The sequence below is a fragment of the Azospirillum doebereinerae genome (genome assembly GCF_003989665.1).
GTDB classification, from domain to species: Bacteria; Pseudomonadota; Alphaproteobacteria; order Azospirillales; family Azospirillaceae; genus Azospirillum; species Azospirillum doebereinerae.
Genome location: NZ_RZIJ01000044.1, coordinates 1 through 15144 on the forward strand (window position 1 = coordinate 1; position 15144 = coordinate 15144).

15 protein-coding genes are annotated in these 15144 nt (G+C 69.1%); 8 read left to right on the forward strand and 7 right to left on the reverse strand.

The genetic code is table 11. The features are described from left to right. Positions 1–237 precede the first annotated feature (237 nt). Entirely contained in the window at positions 238–1794 is a 1557-nt protein-coding gene (gene ilvA, locus EJ913_RS29575; protein WP_127004742.1) for a threonine ammonia-lyase, biosynthetic, read from the forward strand. Between the two features lie 22 nt (positions 1795–1816). Here ilvA and EJ913_RS29580 read toward each other — a convergent pair whose 3' ends face one another. Together EJ913_RS29580 and EJ913_RS29585 are read right to left on the reverse strand one after the other, a co-directional pair. Next, on the reverse strand, positions 1817–3040 hold the full coding sequence (locus EJ913_RS29580) for a class I SAM-dependent methyltransferase (protein WP_127004744.1): 1224 nt from the start codon (positions 3038–3040) through the stop codon (positions 1817–1819). 65 nt (positions 3041–3105) lie between these two features. Beyond that, positions 3106–3573 (reverse strand): AraC family transcriptional regulator, encoded by a 468-nt coding sequence (locus tag EJ913_RS29585; protein WP_127004746.1) that lies wholly within the window; start codon positions 3571–3573, stop codon positions 3106–3108. A gap of 390 nt (positions 3574–3963) precedes the next feature. On the opposite strand from EJ913_RS29585, the gene rpmI reads away from it, so the two are divergent. The 5 genes from rpmI to EJ913_RS29610 all read left to right on the forward strand — a co-directional run bounded on the left by rpmI (position 3964) and on the right by EJ913_RS29610 (position 8942). After that, positions 3964–4164 carry a 50S ribosomal protein L35 gene (gene rpmI, locus EJ913_RS29590; protein ID WP_127004748.1) on the forward strand — a complete coding sequence of 67 codons (201 nt, stop codon included), beginning with the start codon at positions 3964–3966 and terminating at the stop codon, positions 4162–4164. 21 nt (positions 4165–4185) lie between these two features. Then, positions 4186–4557 carry a 50S ribosomal protein L20 gene (gene rplT, locus EJ913_RS29595; RefSeq protein ID WP_127004750.1) on the forward strand — a complete coding sequence of 124 codons (372 nt, stop codon included), beginning with the start codon at positions 4186–4188 and terminating at the stop codon, positions 4555–4557. Positions 4558–4688: 131 nt separating this feature from the next. Beyond that, complete coding sequence (gene pheS / locus EJ913_RS29600) at positions 4689–5756, forward strand: phenylalanine--tRNA ligase subunit alpha (protein ID WP_127004752.1); 1068 nt, start codon at positions 4689–4691, stop codon at positions 5754–5756. A 12-nt stretch (positions 5757–5768) separates the two neighbouring features. Then, positions 5769–8180 (forward strand): phenylalanine--tRNA ligase subunit beta, encoded by a 2412-nt coding sequence (pheT, locus tag EJ913_RS29605; RefSeq protein WP_127004754.1) that lies wholly within the window; start codon positions 5769–5771, stop codon positions 8178–8180. 336 nt (positions 8181–8516) lie between these two features. Further along, positions 8517–8942 (forward strand): response regulator, encoded by a 426-nt coding sequence (locus EJ913_RS29610; RefSeq protein WP_238521236.1) that lies wholly within the window; start codon positions 8517–8519, stop codon positions 8940–8942. A 32-nt stretch (positions 8943–8974) separates the two neighbouring features. On the opposite strand, the gene EJ913_RS29615 is transcribed toward EJ913_RS29610, so the two are convergent. The 3 genes from EJ913_RS29615 to EJ913_RS29625 form a co-directional block, all read right to left on the reverse strand. After that, entirely contained in the window at positions 8975–10615 is a 1641-nt protein-coding gene (locus tag EJ913_RS29615; protein ID WP_127004756.1) for a DUF3369 domain-containing protein, read from the reverse strand. Between the two features lie 86 nt (positions 10616–10701). Beyond that, positions 10702–11652, reverse strand: a complete 951-nt coding sequence (locus EJ913_RS29620) for an SH3 domain-containing protein (protein WP_238521238.1) — start codon at positions 11650–11652, stop codon at positions 10702–10704. Next, positions 11649–12524, reverse strand: coding sequence for a LysR substrate-binding domain-containing protein (locus tag EJ913_RS29625; protein WP_127004758.1), 876 nt, complete (start codon positions 12522–12524; stop codon positions 11649–11651). The genes EJ913_RS29620 and EJ913_RS29625 overlap by 4 nt, the downstream gene beginning before the upstream one ends. Before the next feature lie 158 nt (positions 12525–12682). Between EJ913_RS29625 and EJ913_RS29630 the strand changes: the two genes are divergently transcribed. Together EJ913_RS29630 and EJ913_RS29635 are read left to right on the forward strand one after the other, a co-directional pair. Beyond that, positions 12683–12904 (forward strand): hypothetical protein, encoded by a 222-nt coding sequence (locus tag EJ913_RS29630; RefSeq protein WP_127004760.1) that lies wholly within the window; start codon positions 12683–12685, stop codon positions 12902–12904. 46 nt (positions 12905–12950) lie between these two features. Continuing rightward, positions 12951–14039 (forward strand): asparaginase domain-containing protein, encoded by a 1089-nt coding sequence (locus tag EJ913_RS29635; RefSeq protein WP_127004762.1) that lies wholly within the window; start codon positions 12951–12953, stop codon positions 14037–14039. Positions 14040–14052: 13 nt separating this feature from the next. Here the strand turns inward: EJ913_RS29635 and EJ913_RS29640 are convergent, their stop codons facing one another. Together EJ913_RS29640 and EJ913_RS29645 are read right to left on the reverse strand one after the other, a co-directional pair. Beyond that, a complete protein-coding gene (locus tag EJ913_RS29640) occupies positions 14053–14484 on the reverse strand; it encodes a hypothetical protein (protein WP_127004764.1) in 432 nt (143 codons plus the stop codon). Between the two features lie 369 nt (positions 14485–14853). Beyond that, complete coding sequence (locus EJ913_RS29645) at positions 14854–15078, reverse strand: hypothetical protein (RefSeq protein WP_127004766.1); 225 nt, start codon at positions 15076–15078, stop codon at positions 14854–14856. Positions 15079–15144: the final 66 nt, after the last annotated feature.

Here is a 15144-nt window from a genome sequence, read left to right on the forward strand (position 1 = left end):
GCGGGGTGGAGCAGCCCGGTAGCTCGTCAGGCTCATAACCTGAAGGCCGCAGGTTCAAATCCTGCCCCCGCAACCAAATCAAAAAGCCCTTGAAAGCAAAACGCTTTCAGGGGCTTTTTCGTGTTTGATCTTGACACGGAGACCCGTGTCTTTAGACCAGACCTCCTTGTCGGTCCGCAAGCCGCCTGTTCTTGCCAGCGTGACCGCAAACCCGCGATCCAGACAGGTTGACCAGACGTGCAGGACTACATCCGGAAAATTCTCGCGGCCCGTGTCTACGACGTTGCGATGGAAAGCCCGCTCGATGCCATGCCGCGCCTGTCGCAGCGCCTGGGATGCGCGGTCCGCGTCAAGCGGGAAGACCTTCAGCCGGTGTTCTCGTTCAAGCTGCGCGGCGCCTACAACAAGATGGCCGGGCTGGCGCGCGAGCAACTCGACAAGGGCGTGATCTGCGCCTCGGCCGGCAACCACGCCCAGGGCGTGGCCCTGGCCGCGCAGGCGTTGAAGGCGTCGGCGATCATCGTCATGCCGCGCACCACCCCGGACATCAAGATCCAGGCGGTCCGGAGCCGGGGCGGCGAGGTCGTGCTGCACGGCGAGAGCTTCGACGAGGCCTATGCCCACGCCCGCCAGCTCGAAGCCGAGCAGGGACTGACCTTCATCCACCCCTACGACGACCCCGACGTGATCGCCGGCCAGGGCACGGTCGGGATGGAGATCCTGCGCCAGCACCCCGACCCCATCGAGGCGGTGTTCGTGCCGGTCGGCGGCGGCGGGCTGGCCGCCGGGGTCGCCGTCTACATCAAGTTCCTGCGCCCCGACGTGAAGGTCATCGGCGTCGAGCCGGAGGAGGCGGCGAGCATGGCCGCCGCCATCGCGGCCGGCGACCGGGTCATCCTCAACCAAGTGGGCCTGTTCGCCGACGGCGTCGCCGTGCGGCAGGCGGGCGAGGAGACCTTCCGGCTGTGCCGCGACCTGCTCGACGGCGTGATCACCGTCGGAACCGACGAGATCTGCGCCGCCGTGAAGGATCTCTTCGAGGACACCCGCGCCATCGCCGAGCCGTCCGGCGCCGTCAGCCTCGCCGGGCTGAAGAAATACGCGGAGACGCGGACGGAAGCGGGGGCGGCGCCCGGCGGCGCCCTGATCGCGATCAACAGCGGCGCCAACATGAACTTCGACCGGCTCCGCCACATCGCGGAGCGGGCCGAGATCGGCGAGCATCGCGAGGCCCTGCTGGCCGTCACCATCCCGGAGAAGCCGGACAGCTACCGTGCCTTCATCCGGCTGCTGGGCACCCGCTCGATCACCGAGTTCAATTACCGCTACGCCGATCCCTCGGCCGCCCGCATCTTCGTCGGCGTCCGATTGTCCGACGGCGAGCGCGAGAAGGCGCAGATCATCGCGATGCTGCGCGGGAACGGCTATCCCGTGCTCGACATGAGCGACAACGAGATGGCCAAGCTGCACGTCCGCTACATGGTCGGCGGCCGGGTTCCGGGCTTGCAGGACGAGGTGATCCACCGCTTCCAGTTCCCCGAGCGCCCCGGCGCTTTGCTGAAGTTCCTCGACGGGCTGTCGGGCCACTGGAACATTTCGCTGTTCCACTACCGCAACCACGGGGCCGATTACGGGCGGGTGCTGGCCGGCATCCAGGTGCCGGTGGAGGAGCGGGCGCAGTTGAAGCGCAGCCTGGACGATCTCGGCTACCCGTACTGGGACGAGACCGACAACCCGGCCTATCGCGGCTTCCTCAGCGCCGGGCCGCAGCCGGAAGGAGGGATGGCGGACTGATCCGGCCCGCCATCCTCCGTCTTCAGCGGCGCAGGTGCATCTTGCCGACGCCGCCCAGCGCCTTGAACAGCTGCTGGAACTGGGTGAGGAACTGGTCCCAGCTGGCGCCCGAGGTCGCGGCGATGGCGGCGTGGATGTCGCCCAGCGTCGCCTTGCCGTCCGCCCGCGCCAGGATCGGGCCGGCCAGACGCGGCAGCGGGATCGGGATCAGGCTGCCCAGCAGCTCCACCTCCAGGCTGCCGCCGGGGGGCAGGCTCTTCGCCAGCGCCGGGCCGTCGAGGTCGCGCAGCACCGGTATCACCTCCGGCCCGTCCGGGCGGGCGACGGCGCCGTCGAGGTCGGCGGGGCGCAGCAGATAGGCGACGTGCTTGGTCATGCCGCCGGTCACCCGCTCGGTCCAGGCGGCGCGCTCCAGCCAGGACAGGCCCTCCAGCCGCTTCAGCAGGCGGGGATCCTTGATCCAGGTTGCCGGGTCGTAGCGCGCCGGGTCGATCAACGCGCCGATGGCCAGCCCGGCGCTCTCCGCCAGTTCGGCCAGTTCGCCGACGCTGTAGGGGCGGTCGCTGGAGTGCAGCAACAGGTCGTAGAGGTTGGCGTCGGCCTGCCGGTGGTCGGTGACGAAGGGGTTGGCGAGCAGCCAGTTGGACGGGGGAAGCTGCTGCACCAGCCGGCGGGCCAGAGCCACCTTCTCCGCCGGGGGCAGGCCCTCGGTCATGGCGCGCAGCGCCGCCTGCATCGGGTAAACGCCGGTGCGGCCGAGCGGCGCGTAGACCATCAGACCGATGCCGCCGCCGGGCGCCAGGGCTCCGGCCAACGAGCGCAGCCCCGCCGCCGGGTCGTCCAGATGGTGCAGCACGCCGCAGCAGTCGATGTAGTCGAACGGCCCCAGCCCCTCCAACTCCAGCAGCGAGCCGCGCCGGAAGTCGATGTTGGTCAGGCCGCGCGCCTCGGCCCGCGCGCGGGCGACGGCTTGGCTGGCTTCCGACAGATCCAGATAGGTGACATGGCCCGCGTTGCCGGAATCGGCCAACTGCTGGGCGAGCATGATGGTGCCGTCGCCCGTGCCGCCGCCGGCCACCAGGACGCGCAGCGGCCGGTCGCGGTCGAGCCGCCCGCCGAAGACGTAGTGGACGACTTCGTCGAGATGGCTGGGCGAGCCGGTGACCAGCCGCTTCTTCTCGTCGGCCGGGTCGCGCGCCGGGTAGGGGTAGGCCTCGTACTGGGCGCGCAGGTCGTCGATGCTCATGGAAGGCTGCTCGGGCTTGGGGAGGACGGGTCGGGCGGACCTTACCACCGCACCCGTCCCCGGCTCTACCGCAGCGGCGCCGCGATGTGCGTCAACCACTCCTCCGGCGGAAGGTCGCGCGGGTTGTTGAGATACTCCTCGTAGGAGGGGCGCTCGGGGTCGGGCTTTTCGCCGCTCTGGGGAATCCAGGTGTCGTAGAACCACAGGTAGGTGGCCTGGAGGCCCGCGTACGGTCCCTTGTGGGTCAGGACGGCGTGGCGCCCGGCCGGGAGGTCCACGGTGACGGCGCCGCCGTCCGGAACGGCCGACGAATCCAGCGACAGGCCGGCGAAGGCGCGCAGCGACTCCGGCGCCACCACGCGCGGGTTGTCGTAATAGACGCCGAAGCAGCGGGTCTGCGGCCCGACCAGACCGTGCTCGCCGGCCCAGGCCATCAGCCGGTCGAAGGTGGCGCCGATCTGCTGGTAGGGGCCACGATGCTGGAAGCCGGTCAGGCGAAGCGCCGGCAAATCGCGGAGGACGACATCGGGCATGGGGGTGGACTCCTGTGGAAAAGCTCAACTCCGATGATGGCAATCCTACCGCGTCTTGCCCTTTTCCATCAGATGGCTTTTCGAATCGTAATGGCTTGGCTCCGGCCCCGGTTGCCCCCACCCCATCCCTCCCCCGCTGAGCGGGGGAGGGGGTAGGAGCCTTGTCGGCGTTCAGGAACGTTCCCCTCCCCCGCCCAGCGGGGAAGGCAGGGTGGGGGCAACCGCGCAGCCGCACCTCCGCAATCCGCCCCCGCCCATGAACGCCCTCTTGCGTCGCGGCGCCCTCGCGCGTATAAGGCGATCCTTCCACGGGCGGCGAGGCTGGACCGAGAGGCCCAGGGCATGCCCACCCGTCCGATGGAAGTCGACCCTATCCGATAGGAACCCAAAATGCCCAAGCTGAAGACCAAGAGCGGCGCCAAGAAGCGTTTCAAGGTGACCGCGTCCGGCAAGGTCCGCGCCCAGGCGGCGTTCAAGCGCCACTGCCTCGAGCAGAAGTCCCCGAGCATGAAGCGCAACGCGCGCGGCATGATGACCCTGTGCGACTCCAACGCCCGCACGGTGTTGAAGAACTGGCTGCGCAACGCCTGATACTGGTAAGGATCTGAACTCATGGCTCGTGTTAAGCGCGGCGTCACCACGCACGCCCGTCACCGCAAGATTCTGAAGCTCGCCAAGGGCTATCGGGGTCGCAATTCCAAGAACTTCCGCATTGCGATCGAGAAGGTCGAAAAGGCGCTTCGTTACGCCTACCGCGACCGTCGCAACAAGAAGCGCGATTTCCGCGCCCTGTGGATCCAGCGCATCAACGCCGGCGTCCGTCAGTACGGCCTGACCTACTCGCGCTTCATCAACGGCATCAAGCTCGCCGGCATCGAGATCGACCGCAAGGTCCTCTCCGATCTGGCCGCGCGCGAGCCGGAGGCCTTCAAGACCTTGGTGGATCAGGCCCAGGCCGCGCTCGCCTCCAAGGCCGCCGCGTAAGGCATTCGTGACCTAAGGTCACGGACGCTTCCACGAAGGCGCCAGTTGCAAGAGAAGGGAGCCGGGCCGCTGGGGCCGGCTCCCTTTTCGTTTTGCCCCTTATTTCTTCTCCTCGCTTGCCGGGAACCGCCATGCTCGACGCGCTGAAAGACGAACTTCTGTCGCTGGTCAACGCCGCCGCCGATCTGCCGGCGCTGGACGAGGTGCGCGTCAACGCGCTCGGCAAGAAGGGACGCATCACCGGTTTCATGAAGGAGCTGGGCGGGCTCAGCCCCGAGGAGCGCAAGGAGCGCGGCCAGGCGCTGAACGCCCTGAAGGACGAGATCGCCGCAGCCCTCGACGCCCGCAAGGCCGACCTCGCCAGCGCCCACATGAAGGCGCGGCTGGAGGCGGAGCGCCTGGACATCACCCTGCCGGTCCGCCCGGAGGCCGAGGGCCGCATCCACCCGATCACCCAGACCATGGACGAGATGGTCGCCATCTTCGCCGAAATGGGTTTCGCGGTGGCGGAAGGGCCGGACATCGAGGACGATTTCCACAACTTCACCGCCCTGAACTTCCCACCAGGCCACCCGGCGCGCGACATGCACGACACCTTCTATCTCCCCGACAACGGGGACAAGAAGATGCTGCTGCGCACCCACACCAGCCCGGTGCAGGTCCGCACCATGCTGAACCAGAAGCCGCCGATCCGCATCATCGCGCCGGGGCGGACCTACCGCTCCGACTACGACATGACCCACACCCCGATGTTCCACCAGATCGAGGGGCTGGTCATCGACGAGGCGACCAACATGGGGCACCTGAAGGGCTGCCTCGTGGAGTTCTGCCGCGCCTTCTTCGACGTGGACGACCTGCCGCTGCGCTTCCGCCCCAGCTTCTTCCCCTTCACCGAGCCCTCGGCGGAGGTCGACATCGGCTGCTCGCGCAAGGGCGGCGAGCTGAAGCTGGGGAATTACGGCGACTGGCTGGAGATCCTCGGCTGCGGCATGGTGCACCCCAACGTGCTGGAAGCCTGCGGCATCGACAGCACCAAGTACCAGGGCTTCGCCTTCGGCATGGGGGTGGAGCGCGTGGCGATGCTGAAATACGGCATCCCCGATTTGCGCACCTTCTTCGAGGCCGACCTGCGCTGGCTGAAGCATTACGGCTTCGTGCCGCTCGACATTCCCAACATCGCCCAAGGGCTGACGCGGTAAGGAGCCGGTTCCATGAAGTTCACGCTGTCCTGGCTGAAGGACCATCTGGATACCGGCGCCACGCTCGACCAGATCACCGAAAAGCTCACCGCCCTCGGGCTGGAGGTCGAAGGAATCCACGACCGCTCCAAGGAGTTGGCGCCCTTCCACGTCGCTTACGTCGTCTCGGCGGAGAAGCACCCCGACGCCGACAAGCTGCGCGTGCTGATGGTCGACACCGGCACCAAGACGCTCCAGGTCGTCTGCGGCGCGCCCAACGCGCGCGCCGGCATGAAGGGCGTCTTCGCGGCGGAGGGGGCCTACATCCCCGGCTCCGACATCACGCTGAAGAAGGGCGTCATCCGCGGCGTCGAGTCGAACGGCATGATGTGCTCCAAGCGCGAGCTGAAGCTCTCCGACGAGCATGACGGCATCATCGAGCTGCCGGACGACGCGCCGGTGGGGGCGAGCTTCGCCGACTACGCCGGGCTGAACGACCCGGTCATCGACATCAACCTCACCCCCGACCGCGCCGATTGCGCCGGGGTGCGCGGCATCGCCCGCGATCTCGCGGCGGCCGGGCTCGGCACGCTGAAGCCGCAGACCGAGGGCCGGCTGGACGCCACCCCGGTGGCCGGCTCCTTCCCCAGCCCGATCGGCGTGACCATCGAGGCGCCCGACGCCTGCCCGCTCTACGTCGGCCGCACCATCCGGGGCGTCAGGAACGGTCCGTCGCCGCAGTGGATGCAGGACAAGCTGACCGCCATCGGCCTGCGCCCGATCTCGGCGCTGGTGGACATCACCAACTACATCACCTTCGACCTGTCGCGGCCGCTGCACGTCTTCGACGCCGACAAGGTCAAGGGCGGCATCGTCGTGCGCATGGCGCGCGAGGGCGAGACGCTGGCCGCGCTGAACGGCAAGGAGTACGCGCTCGATCCCGCCATGACGGTCATCGCCGACCATGAGCGGGCCGAGGCGCTGGCCGGCATCGTCGGCGGCGAGCCGTCGGGCTGCACCGAATCGACCACCACCCTGTTCCTCGAAGCCGCGATCTTCGACACGGTCCGCACCGCGCAGACCGGCCGCCGGCTGGGCGTCGAGTCGGACGCGCGCTATCGCCTTGAGCGCGGCGTCGATCCGGCGGCGGTCGTCTCCGGTGTCGAGCGCGCCACCCGCCTGATCCTGGAGATCTGCGGCGGCGAGGCCTCGGAACTGGTGATCGCCGGCTCCGAGCCGCAATGGCGCCGCACGCTGACCCTGCGTCCCGGCCGGGTCAAGACCCTGGGCGGCGTCGATCTCGACCAGGACCGGCAGATCCGCATCCTGACCGACCTCGGCTTCACCATTGAGAGCGAGGACGACAACGGCTCCCTGCACGTCGGCGTCCCGTCCTGGCGCGCCGACGTCCACGGCGAGGCCGATCTGGTGGAGGAGGTGCTGCGCGTCCACGGCTTCGACGCCATTCCGGCGACGCCGCTGCCGCGCGAGACCGTGCTGACCCGCCCGGCCCTGACGCTCAAGCAGCGCCGGGTGGCGCAGGCCCGCCGCACGCTGGCGGCGCGCGGGTTGTCGGAGGCGGTGACGTGGTCGTTCCTGGCGTCGCCGGTCGCGGCGCTGTTCGGAGCCACCAACGAGGGGCTGCGGCTGGTCAACCCGATCAGCAGCGACCTCGACGTGATGCGCCCGTCCGTTCTGCCGAACCTGATCCAGGCCGCCGGCCGCAACGCCGACCGCGGCTACGCCGACGTGCGGCTGTTCGAGGTCGGCGCCGCCTTCCGCAGCCCCACCCCGGACGGGCAGGACACGGTCGCCGCCGGCATCCGCGCCGGCGCGGCGGTGCCGCGCCACTGGTCGGAGAAGGCGCGGGCCGTGGATCTCTACGACGCCAAGGCCGACGCGCTGGCGGTGCTGGAGGCGGCCGGCGCGCCGACCGCCAACCTGCAGGCCACCACCGACGCGCCGGGCTGGTACCACCCCGGCCGCTCGGGCGTGCTGCGGCTCGGCCCCACGGTGATGGCGCGTTTCGGCGAAATCCACCCGTCGGTGCTGGACACTCTGGGCGTCAAGGGGCCGGTCGTCGGCTTCGAGGTGCTGCTGGACGCCGTCCCGCTGCCCAAGAAGAAGGGCGGCACCGCCAAGCCGATGGTCCAGCTCTCCGCCTTCCAGCCGGTCGAGCGCGACTTCGCCTTCGTCGTGGGTCAGGAGGTCGAGGCCGACAAGATCCTGCGCGCGGTGAAGAGCGCCGACAAGGCGCTGGTCAAGGACGTCGCCGTGTTCGACGTCTACCAGGGGCCGGGCGTGGGCGAGGGGCGCAAGTCGGTCGCGGTCTCGGTCACCTACCAGCCGACCACCGCCACCCTGACCGACGAGGCCATCGAAGCGGTCGGGCAAAAGGTCGTCGCGGCCGTGATCAAGGCGACGGGCGGTAATCTCCGCACATAACTTTCTTTCGACAGGCCTTTTTAAAAAGAAGCCTCCGCCTCGGCGGGGGCTTCTTTTTATCAATCGCTTGGCCAATCAAGAGAACATGCATATGCAATTTTTCAGGATTGAGCGTTTCACCCACGAGTTTATAACTGAGGACTGGAGTATGTCTCTGTGTAAAAGAATCGGAAGATTAGCGACTCTTGATCAAGAGTTATCTTGATTTTGATGTGTTTTTGTAGGGCACTGCTCGAATAAGGATTATGTCACGGCAAAGGCACAGCCTTGAGGCCGATTGCTCATCTTCTCTTGCCTTAATCTAAAAGTTGCTGGATGGAGCGGGAAATCCAAGCCATGACCGGAACGATGGAAGACGGGGGGATGTGCGACGTGGACGATCAACCCAATGCCACGCCGCTGATCGTCGTGTTGGACGACGACCGGGCGATCGTCGAGGGCTTGTCGCTGCTGCTGGACAGTTGGGGTTTCGAGGTGGTGACGGCCTTGAGCCTCGCGGCGCTGGAGCAATCCCTGTCGACGCTGACCCGACCGCCGAGCCTGATCATCGCCGATCATTACCTGCCGGCCGGACGCACCGGGGCCGAAGCGGTGGAGCGGCTGCGCGGCTTCGCCGGAAAGCCGGTCCCGGCCATCATCCTGACCGGCGACACGACGCCGGAGCGGCAGGAGGAGGCCCAGGCGCTGGGCTGCATGTTGCTGCACAAACCGGTGCAGGTCGCCCCGTTGCGCGCGGCGGTGGAATTGCTGACACGCGGCTGAGCGCACGCTCTCCAGGACGCTGGGCGCCCCGCTCAGCCGGCCGGCAGCTCCGGCGCCACGGCCAGAAACGCCTCCACAACCACAGGATCGAAGCGCGTCCCCGATTGGCGGCGGATCTCGGCAACCGCGCCCTCATGCCCCAGCGCCGCGCGGTAGGGCCGTTCGCGGGTCATCGCGTCGTAGGCGTCGGCGACCGCGACGATCCGGGCGCCGACCGGGATGGCCGGTCCGGCCAGACCGTCGGGGTAGCCGGTGCCGTCCCAGTTCTCGTGATGGCGGCGCGCCACTTCGGCGCCCAGATGCAGATGGGTGTGCCCCTCCGTCAGGCGGCTGGCCCGGTCCAGCAGGTCGCCCCCGGCGACGGTGTGGCGCTGCATGGTGGCGCGCTCCGCCGCGTCCAGCGGGCCGGTCTTGCCCAGGATCGCCGGATCGACGCTGGCGTTGCCGACGTCGTGCAGCACCGCCGCGAGGCCGATGATCGCCAGGAAGGACTCGTCGATGTCCGTGGGAAAGCGGTGCGCCGCGTGCAGTTGCCGGGCGATCCGCTCCGCCACCGTGGCGATGCGGAGCGTGCGCGCGACGCGGGAATCGCCGTCCGTCGCGGCCGTCGCGGCATCCTCCACCGGGCCGGGCCGGTTCTCGGCGAGGTCGGCCAGCACCGCCAGGGTGCCTTGCTGCGCGCGGTGGAGTTGCTCGTAGAGGTGCAGATTGTCGAAGCCGACCGAGATCTTGCCGCAGAACACCTCGATCAGCTCGCGGTCCAGGTCGGACAACGGCCGGTCGGAGCGCAGGTAGACGACGTTCTCGCGGTTGTTGGGCGTGCGGATGTAGAGCGTGCAGTGGTCGGCGGAGTAATGGTGGTTGCGGCTTTCCAGGCAGGCGACCACCGCGCCCATCACGGCGGGCTCAACATGCTCGGTCGCCGATTCGTTGATCAGCGCCTCGAAGCGGCCCGACCCGGCCAGCACGTAGAGCCCGTCGCTCTGCCCGCCCAGGATCGGCCCGCGCTGCACGCAGAGGATCGCGTCGGGGCCGACGCCGAGCAGGCCGGAGAGTTGAGTCAACACCCCCGCCGCGAACAGCTTCATCGAGCGCGCCCGGAACAGCGAGGAGGATGCCTCGATGATCTTCTCCAGCCCCCGGCGGTTGGCCTCGATGGCCATGATGTCCTCGTAGGACCGCAGCGCCGCGACGGTGGTGGTGAAGAGCTGCTGGGCGGTGAGCTGCGTCTTCGCCTTGTAGTCGTTGATGTCGTAGTCGAGGATGACCGCCCGCTCCGGCGCCTGCCCCGGCTGGCCGGTGCGCAGGATGATGCGGACGTGGCGGTTCTTCAGCTCCTCGCGGATGTGGTGGACCAGCGTCAGCCCGGCGTCCTCGGTCTCCATCACCACGTCGAGCAGGATCATGGCGATGTCGCTCTCGCGCGCCAGGATCTCCCGCGCCTCCGCCGCCGAATGGGCGGAGATGAAGTGCGCCGGGCGTCCCTTGTAGGCGAAATCGGACAGCACGAGCTTGGTGATCGAATGGACCTCCGGCTCGTCGTCGACGATCAGCATCTTCCAGCGGTGGACGGTCTCGACGGTTCCGGCGGCGGACTCCGCCTCGTCCCGCTCGTCCAGGAAGAACAGGTCGTCGCCGTCGTCGTCGGGGGCGGGCAGGTCGGCGTTGGTCATCGCGGGATCGTCCGGGTCAGCGGGGCGGCCACCAATGGCCGTTGCGCAAGGGCCGCCACACAATGGCGATGAAAGCTTAACGAATATCAGAATGTGTCGAGTTCGATCACCGTGCAGTCGAGCCCGCGCTGCGCCAGGGTGCCGCAGGCGTTGTCCACCTGCAACCGCGTGAAGGGGCCGATGCCGACGTCGTAGAGCGTGCGGGCGCTCTTGAACACCGGCCAGACCATCGGCGGCAGGTCGCGGTAGGCGCTGCCGGGGCCGGCGGTGAACTGCTGCCAAGCGCGCAGCCCCTCGCCGTAGCTGACGTATTCGCCGAGCTTGGCGGCGTAGAGCATGCCCGGCTCGATCGGCGGCATGCCGGGCAGCGGGTAGGGCGCCACCACCCCGACCAGCCCGTCCACCGGCGCCGTCGCGCGGGTGCCCGCCGGCAGGGCCAGCGTCGCCTGCCCGTCGGCGACGCTGATGACGCCCAGCACGTCGCCCTTGCGCAGGGTGAAGCCGCGCCGCTTGCGGGTGTTGAGGAACTCGGTGGCGCTGACCGGCTTGGCGGCGACGACGTAGCCCTGGCCCGGCGCCTGCGCCGCCTTGTCCCAGGCCGCGCGCGGCACCACGGCGGCGCTGCGGGTGCTGGGGTTCGGCTCGGCCGGATTGCCAAGGGGGGCCTTGCCGGCGGCGGGCTTGGCCGGCTTCGGCCCCTCGCCGCCGACCGCCGGGCGGCCGGTGACCATCAGGGCCGGGTCCAGGCTGTCGGCGGGGACGTAGCCGATCGGCTGGCCGCCGATGGCGACCTCCGTCCAGAAGGTGCCGCGCGGCGTGCCCAGCGCGTTCAGCGCCTTGCCCTGCTTCAGGGTCATGACGATGCGGGCGTCCTCGTTGGGGCTGATCCGCACCTCGATGTCGCGGTTCAGCACCACCTCGCCGGTCAAGGGCGCGCCGATGGCGACCGGGCTCTGCGCCCGCGCGGGCAGGGCCGCCGGCAGGCACAACAGGGCGGCGGCCAGCAGGGAGGCCGGGATGGTCCAGCGTGTCGTCATCGCGCGGTTTCTCCCACCAGATCGTGGATGGCGTCGGCCAGCAGCCGCACGGGCTTGGGCAACTGGCCGGGCGCCCGGTGCAGGGCGATGTCGATGTCCGGCAAGGCCGGGAAGCCGTCCGCCTCGCCCAGCCGGCGCAGGCTGGGCGGAATCGTGCAGTCCTCCATCGCCGTCACCCCCAGCCCGCCGAGGATCGCGCCGTGCACCGCGACGACGCTCTTGCTGGTGAAGGCGACGCGCCAGTCGCGCCCCGTCCGCTCCAGCGCGGCGACGGCGAGGTCGCGCACCACGCAGCCCTTGGGAAACAACGCCAGCGGCAAAGGATCGCACAGCTCCACCGGCCGGACGGCGGGATCGTGCGGCGGCGCCACCCAACAGACCGGCTCGCGCCGCACCAGCTCGCCGGCCCGGTCGTCGGAGCGGCGGGTGACCAGGGCGAGGTCGTAGCGGCCCTTGTCGATCTCGGCGACCAGATCGGGGCTGTTGTCGCAGATCACCTCGACCATCACGTCGGGGTAGGCGGCGTTGAAGCGGGCCAGCACCTCGGGCAGCAGCATGGTGGCGTAGTCGTCGGGCGTGCCGATGCGGACGCTGGCGACGGTGGTGGTCCGGCGCATCAGCGACATCACCTCGTCGTTCAGGGTCAGCATGCGCCGGGCGTAGGCCAGCAGCACCTCGCCGTCGCGGGTCAGGCGGACGCCGTGGGTGTCGCGTTCGAACACCCGCTTGGCGACGGTGTCCTCCAGCCGGCGGACCTGCTGGCTGACCGCCGCCTGGGTGCGGCCCAGCCGCTCGCCCGCGCGGGTGAAGCTGAGCTGTTCGGCGACCGCGACGAAGGCGCGCAGCAGGTCGGTGTCGAGGTTGGCGGGCATGGGGATGGGGAACCGGAAGTTGCCTCCCATTCAAGCAGAGGCGACGGGCGGCCGCAACGGGCGGTCATCACGGATCGTGATGACCTCATAATGCCTATTCGTTTCCAGGGGAATGTGCGCGCGCCCATGTTCCGTCTCCAAGAGAGAGGACGACGAACATGCTGCTGTACAATGCCCTGGCCAGCGTGGTCCTGGAGGCCGCCCGCCTCGACCGGCCGTGTCCCAAGCCGGTCGCGGCGGCGGAGCCCAGGCCCTTCCGGCTCAGCCACAACCCGGTGCCGCCGGCCCCGCGCGCCGCGACTCCGGTCTCGACTCCAGTCTCAACTCCGGCCTCCCTGGCGCCGGTGCGGTTGTTCGGTCGCTTGCTCGTTGAGGAATGACCCCGCCCCATCGTATCGTTTCCCCTGCAACGACTGGGGGCGAGCGATGGCGAAGGTCTATGTCCTGTACACCGGCGGCACCATCGGGTGCGAACCCGACTCGCAAGGGGCGCTCGCCCCGATCCCCGGCCCGGCCTTCGAACGGCTCGTCCTGTCCATGCCCGGCCTGTCCGGCCACACGGTCGCCGATCATCCGGAGCTGGGCTGGACGATGGGCTGGCTCGACCGGACGCTCGACAGCGCGGCGATGACGCCGGCCGACTGGCTGCTCATCGCGCAGCGCATCCTGGACGTCTACGGGGACTACGACGGCTTCGTCGTGCTGCACGGCACCGACACCATGGCCTACACGGCCTCGGCGCTGTCCTTCCTGCTGCCCGGCCTGTCCAAGCCGGTGATCCTCGGTGGCTCGCAGGTGCCGCTGTCCTTCACGCTGAGCGACGCGCTGCCCAATCTGGTCGGCGCCCTGGTGCTGGCCGGGACGCTGGAGCTGCCGGAGGTCTGCGTCTATTTCGACACGCTGCTGCTGCGCGGCAACCGCGCGCGCAAGGTCGACGCCAACCGCTTCGCCGGCTTCGGCTCTCCCAATTTCCCGCCGCTGGCGACGGTGGGCAGTTTCGTCGCGGCGAACCGCGCGCTGTGGCTGCCGATGCCGGAGGAGGATTTCTCCCTCGCCGTGCCGGCCAACCTCGCCGCCCGCAAGCGGGCGCTGGCGACCAAGGCGACGGCGCTGGCCGAATTCTCCGTGGCGATGCTCTGGCTGCATCCGGGCCTCCGGGCCAGCACGGTGAAGGCCGTGCTGGCCGGCACCACCCCGCCGGTGAAGGGGCTGGTGCTGCTGGCCTTCGGCGAGGGCAACGGCCCGACCGACCCGGAATTCCTGGCGGCGCTGTCCGACGCCAACCGGAAGGGGGTCATCGTGATGGACAACACCCAGGCCCAGGGCGGCTCCGTCCTGCCCGGCGCCTACGCCACCGGGCTGGGGGCGGTCGGCGCGGTCGGCGCCTACGACCTGACGCCCGAGGCGTCCTTCGCCAAGCTGGTCTGCCTGATCGCCTCCGGCCTCGGCCCGGACGCCGTCAAGGCGCTGATGGCCGAGGCGCTGGCTGGCGAGCTGACCGTCGGCGGCGCCTGACCGCGACGGTCCGTTACTGCCCCGTGCCCGGCGCGGTTCCCGTGGAGCTGCCGGACCCGACGCCCGGCTGGCCGTAGCGTGCGAACTGATCGACCGCGGCCGGGTCGTGCATGATGACGACGCTGTCGCCGCGCCGCTCGAAATCGGAGGCGTGGAGCATCACCGGACGGTCGCTGTTCGGCACCTTCAGGGCGATGACCGGCCGGCCGTCGGAACCGCTGGTGACGTCCTGGATGGTGCCGGCGACCGGACCGCCGTGGCGGTGGACCACCTGCTTGCCGATCAGGTCGCGCGAGGGGGTGAGTTCGCGGGCGCCGGTGTCCATCGTGCCGTTGGCGACGGCCTCGGCCTTCCCGGCGGGCGTGGCGGTCGTCTGCGCCTGACCCGGCACCGCGGCGGCCATCAGGAGGAGCGCCGGAACGGCGGCGGCGAAAAGCGTGCGCATGTCATGCTCCCTTGTCGGTCGGATGGGGGGCGCCGCACGGCGGCTGGCCCTTTGCCAAGGCATAGACACGCCAAAGTCCGATTCGTTGCAGGGGCGGAGTCGTTTTCCCTTGCGGCGCGGTGGTCCGGAGAGGGCGCTGAGCGGATGTGCGTGAGTTCGGCTGAGCATGCCCCCACCCTAACCCTCCCCCGCTGGGCGGGGGAGGGGACTGCCGCTGAACATCGACAAGCATCCTGCCTCCTCCCCTGCCCAGCGGGGGAGGAATGAGGTGGGGGCACTCGTAGCAGGATGTGCACAATCTGCTTAGACTTGGCTTTTCCCCTCCAGAGAGGGGGATGCCGCACGTCTTAAAAACTTGAAAGCAGGCGATCAGCCACGGTTCCGGTTTCGCGGACCGCCATGACCGACCGGCTTTGTCTTGAGTTCGCCGAGCCCGTGTGCTTGGAAATAATCGGCGAGCGCCGCCGTGACCACGCCCTGTATCGATCCTCGCGCGGCATCGCCGCCCATTTTCAGCGCGAGCGCGTGCTCGTGCACGGTTTTCCAGTCGTCGCGTTCAAGCTTGATGGTCAGAGAGACGGGTTTGTCGGACATGCGCGAAACATGCCCTGCGTAACTGCGCAAATCAATTCATTTGCTATCTAACTATTTAGCTTATTA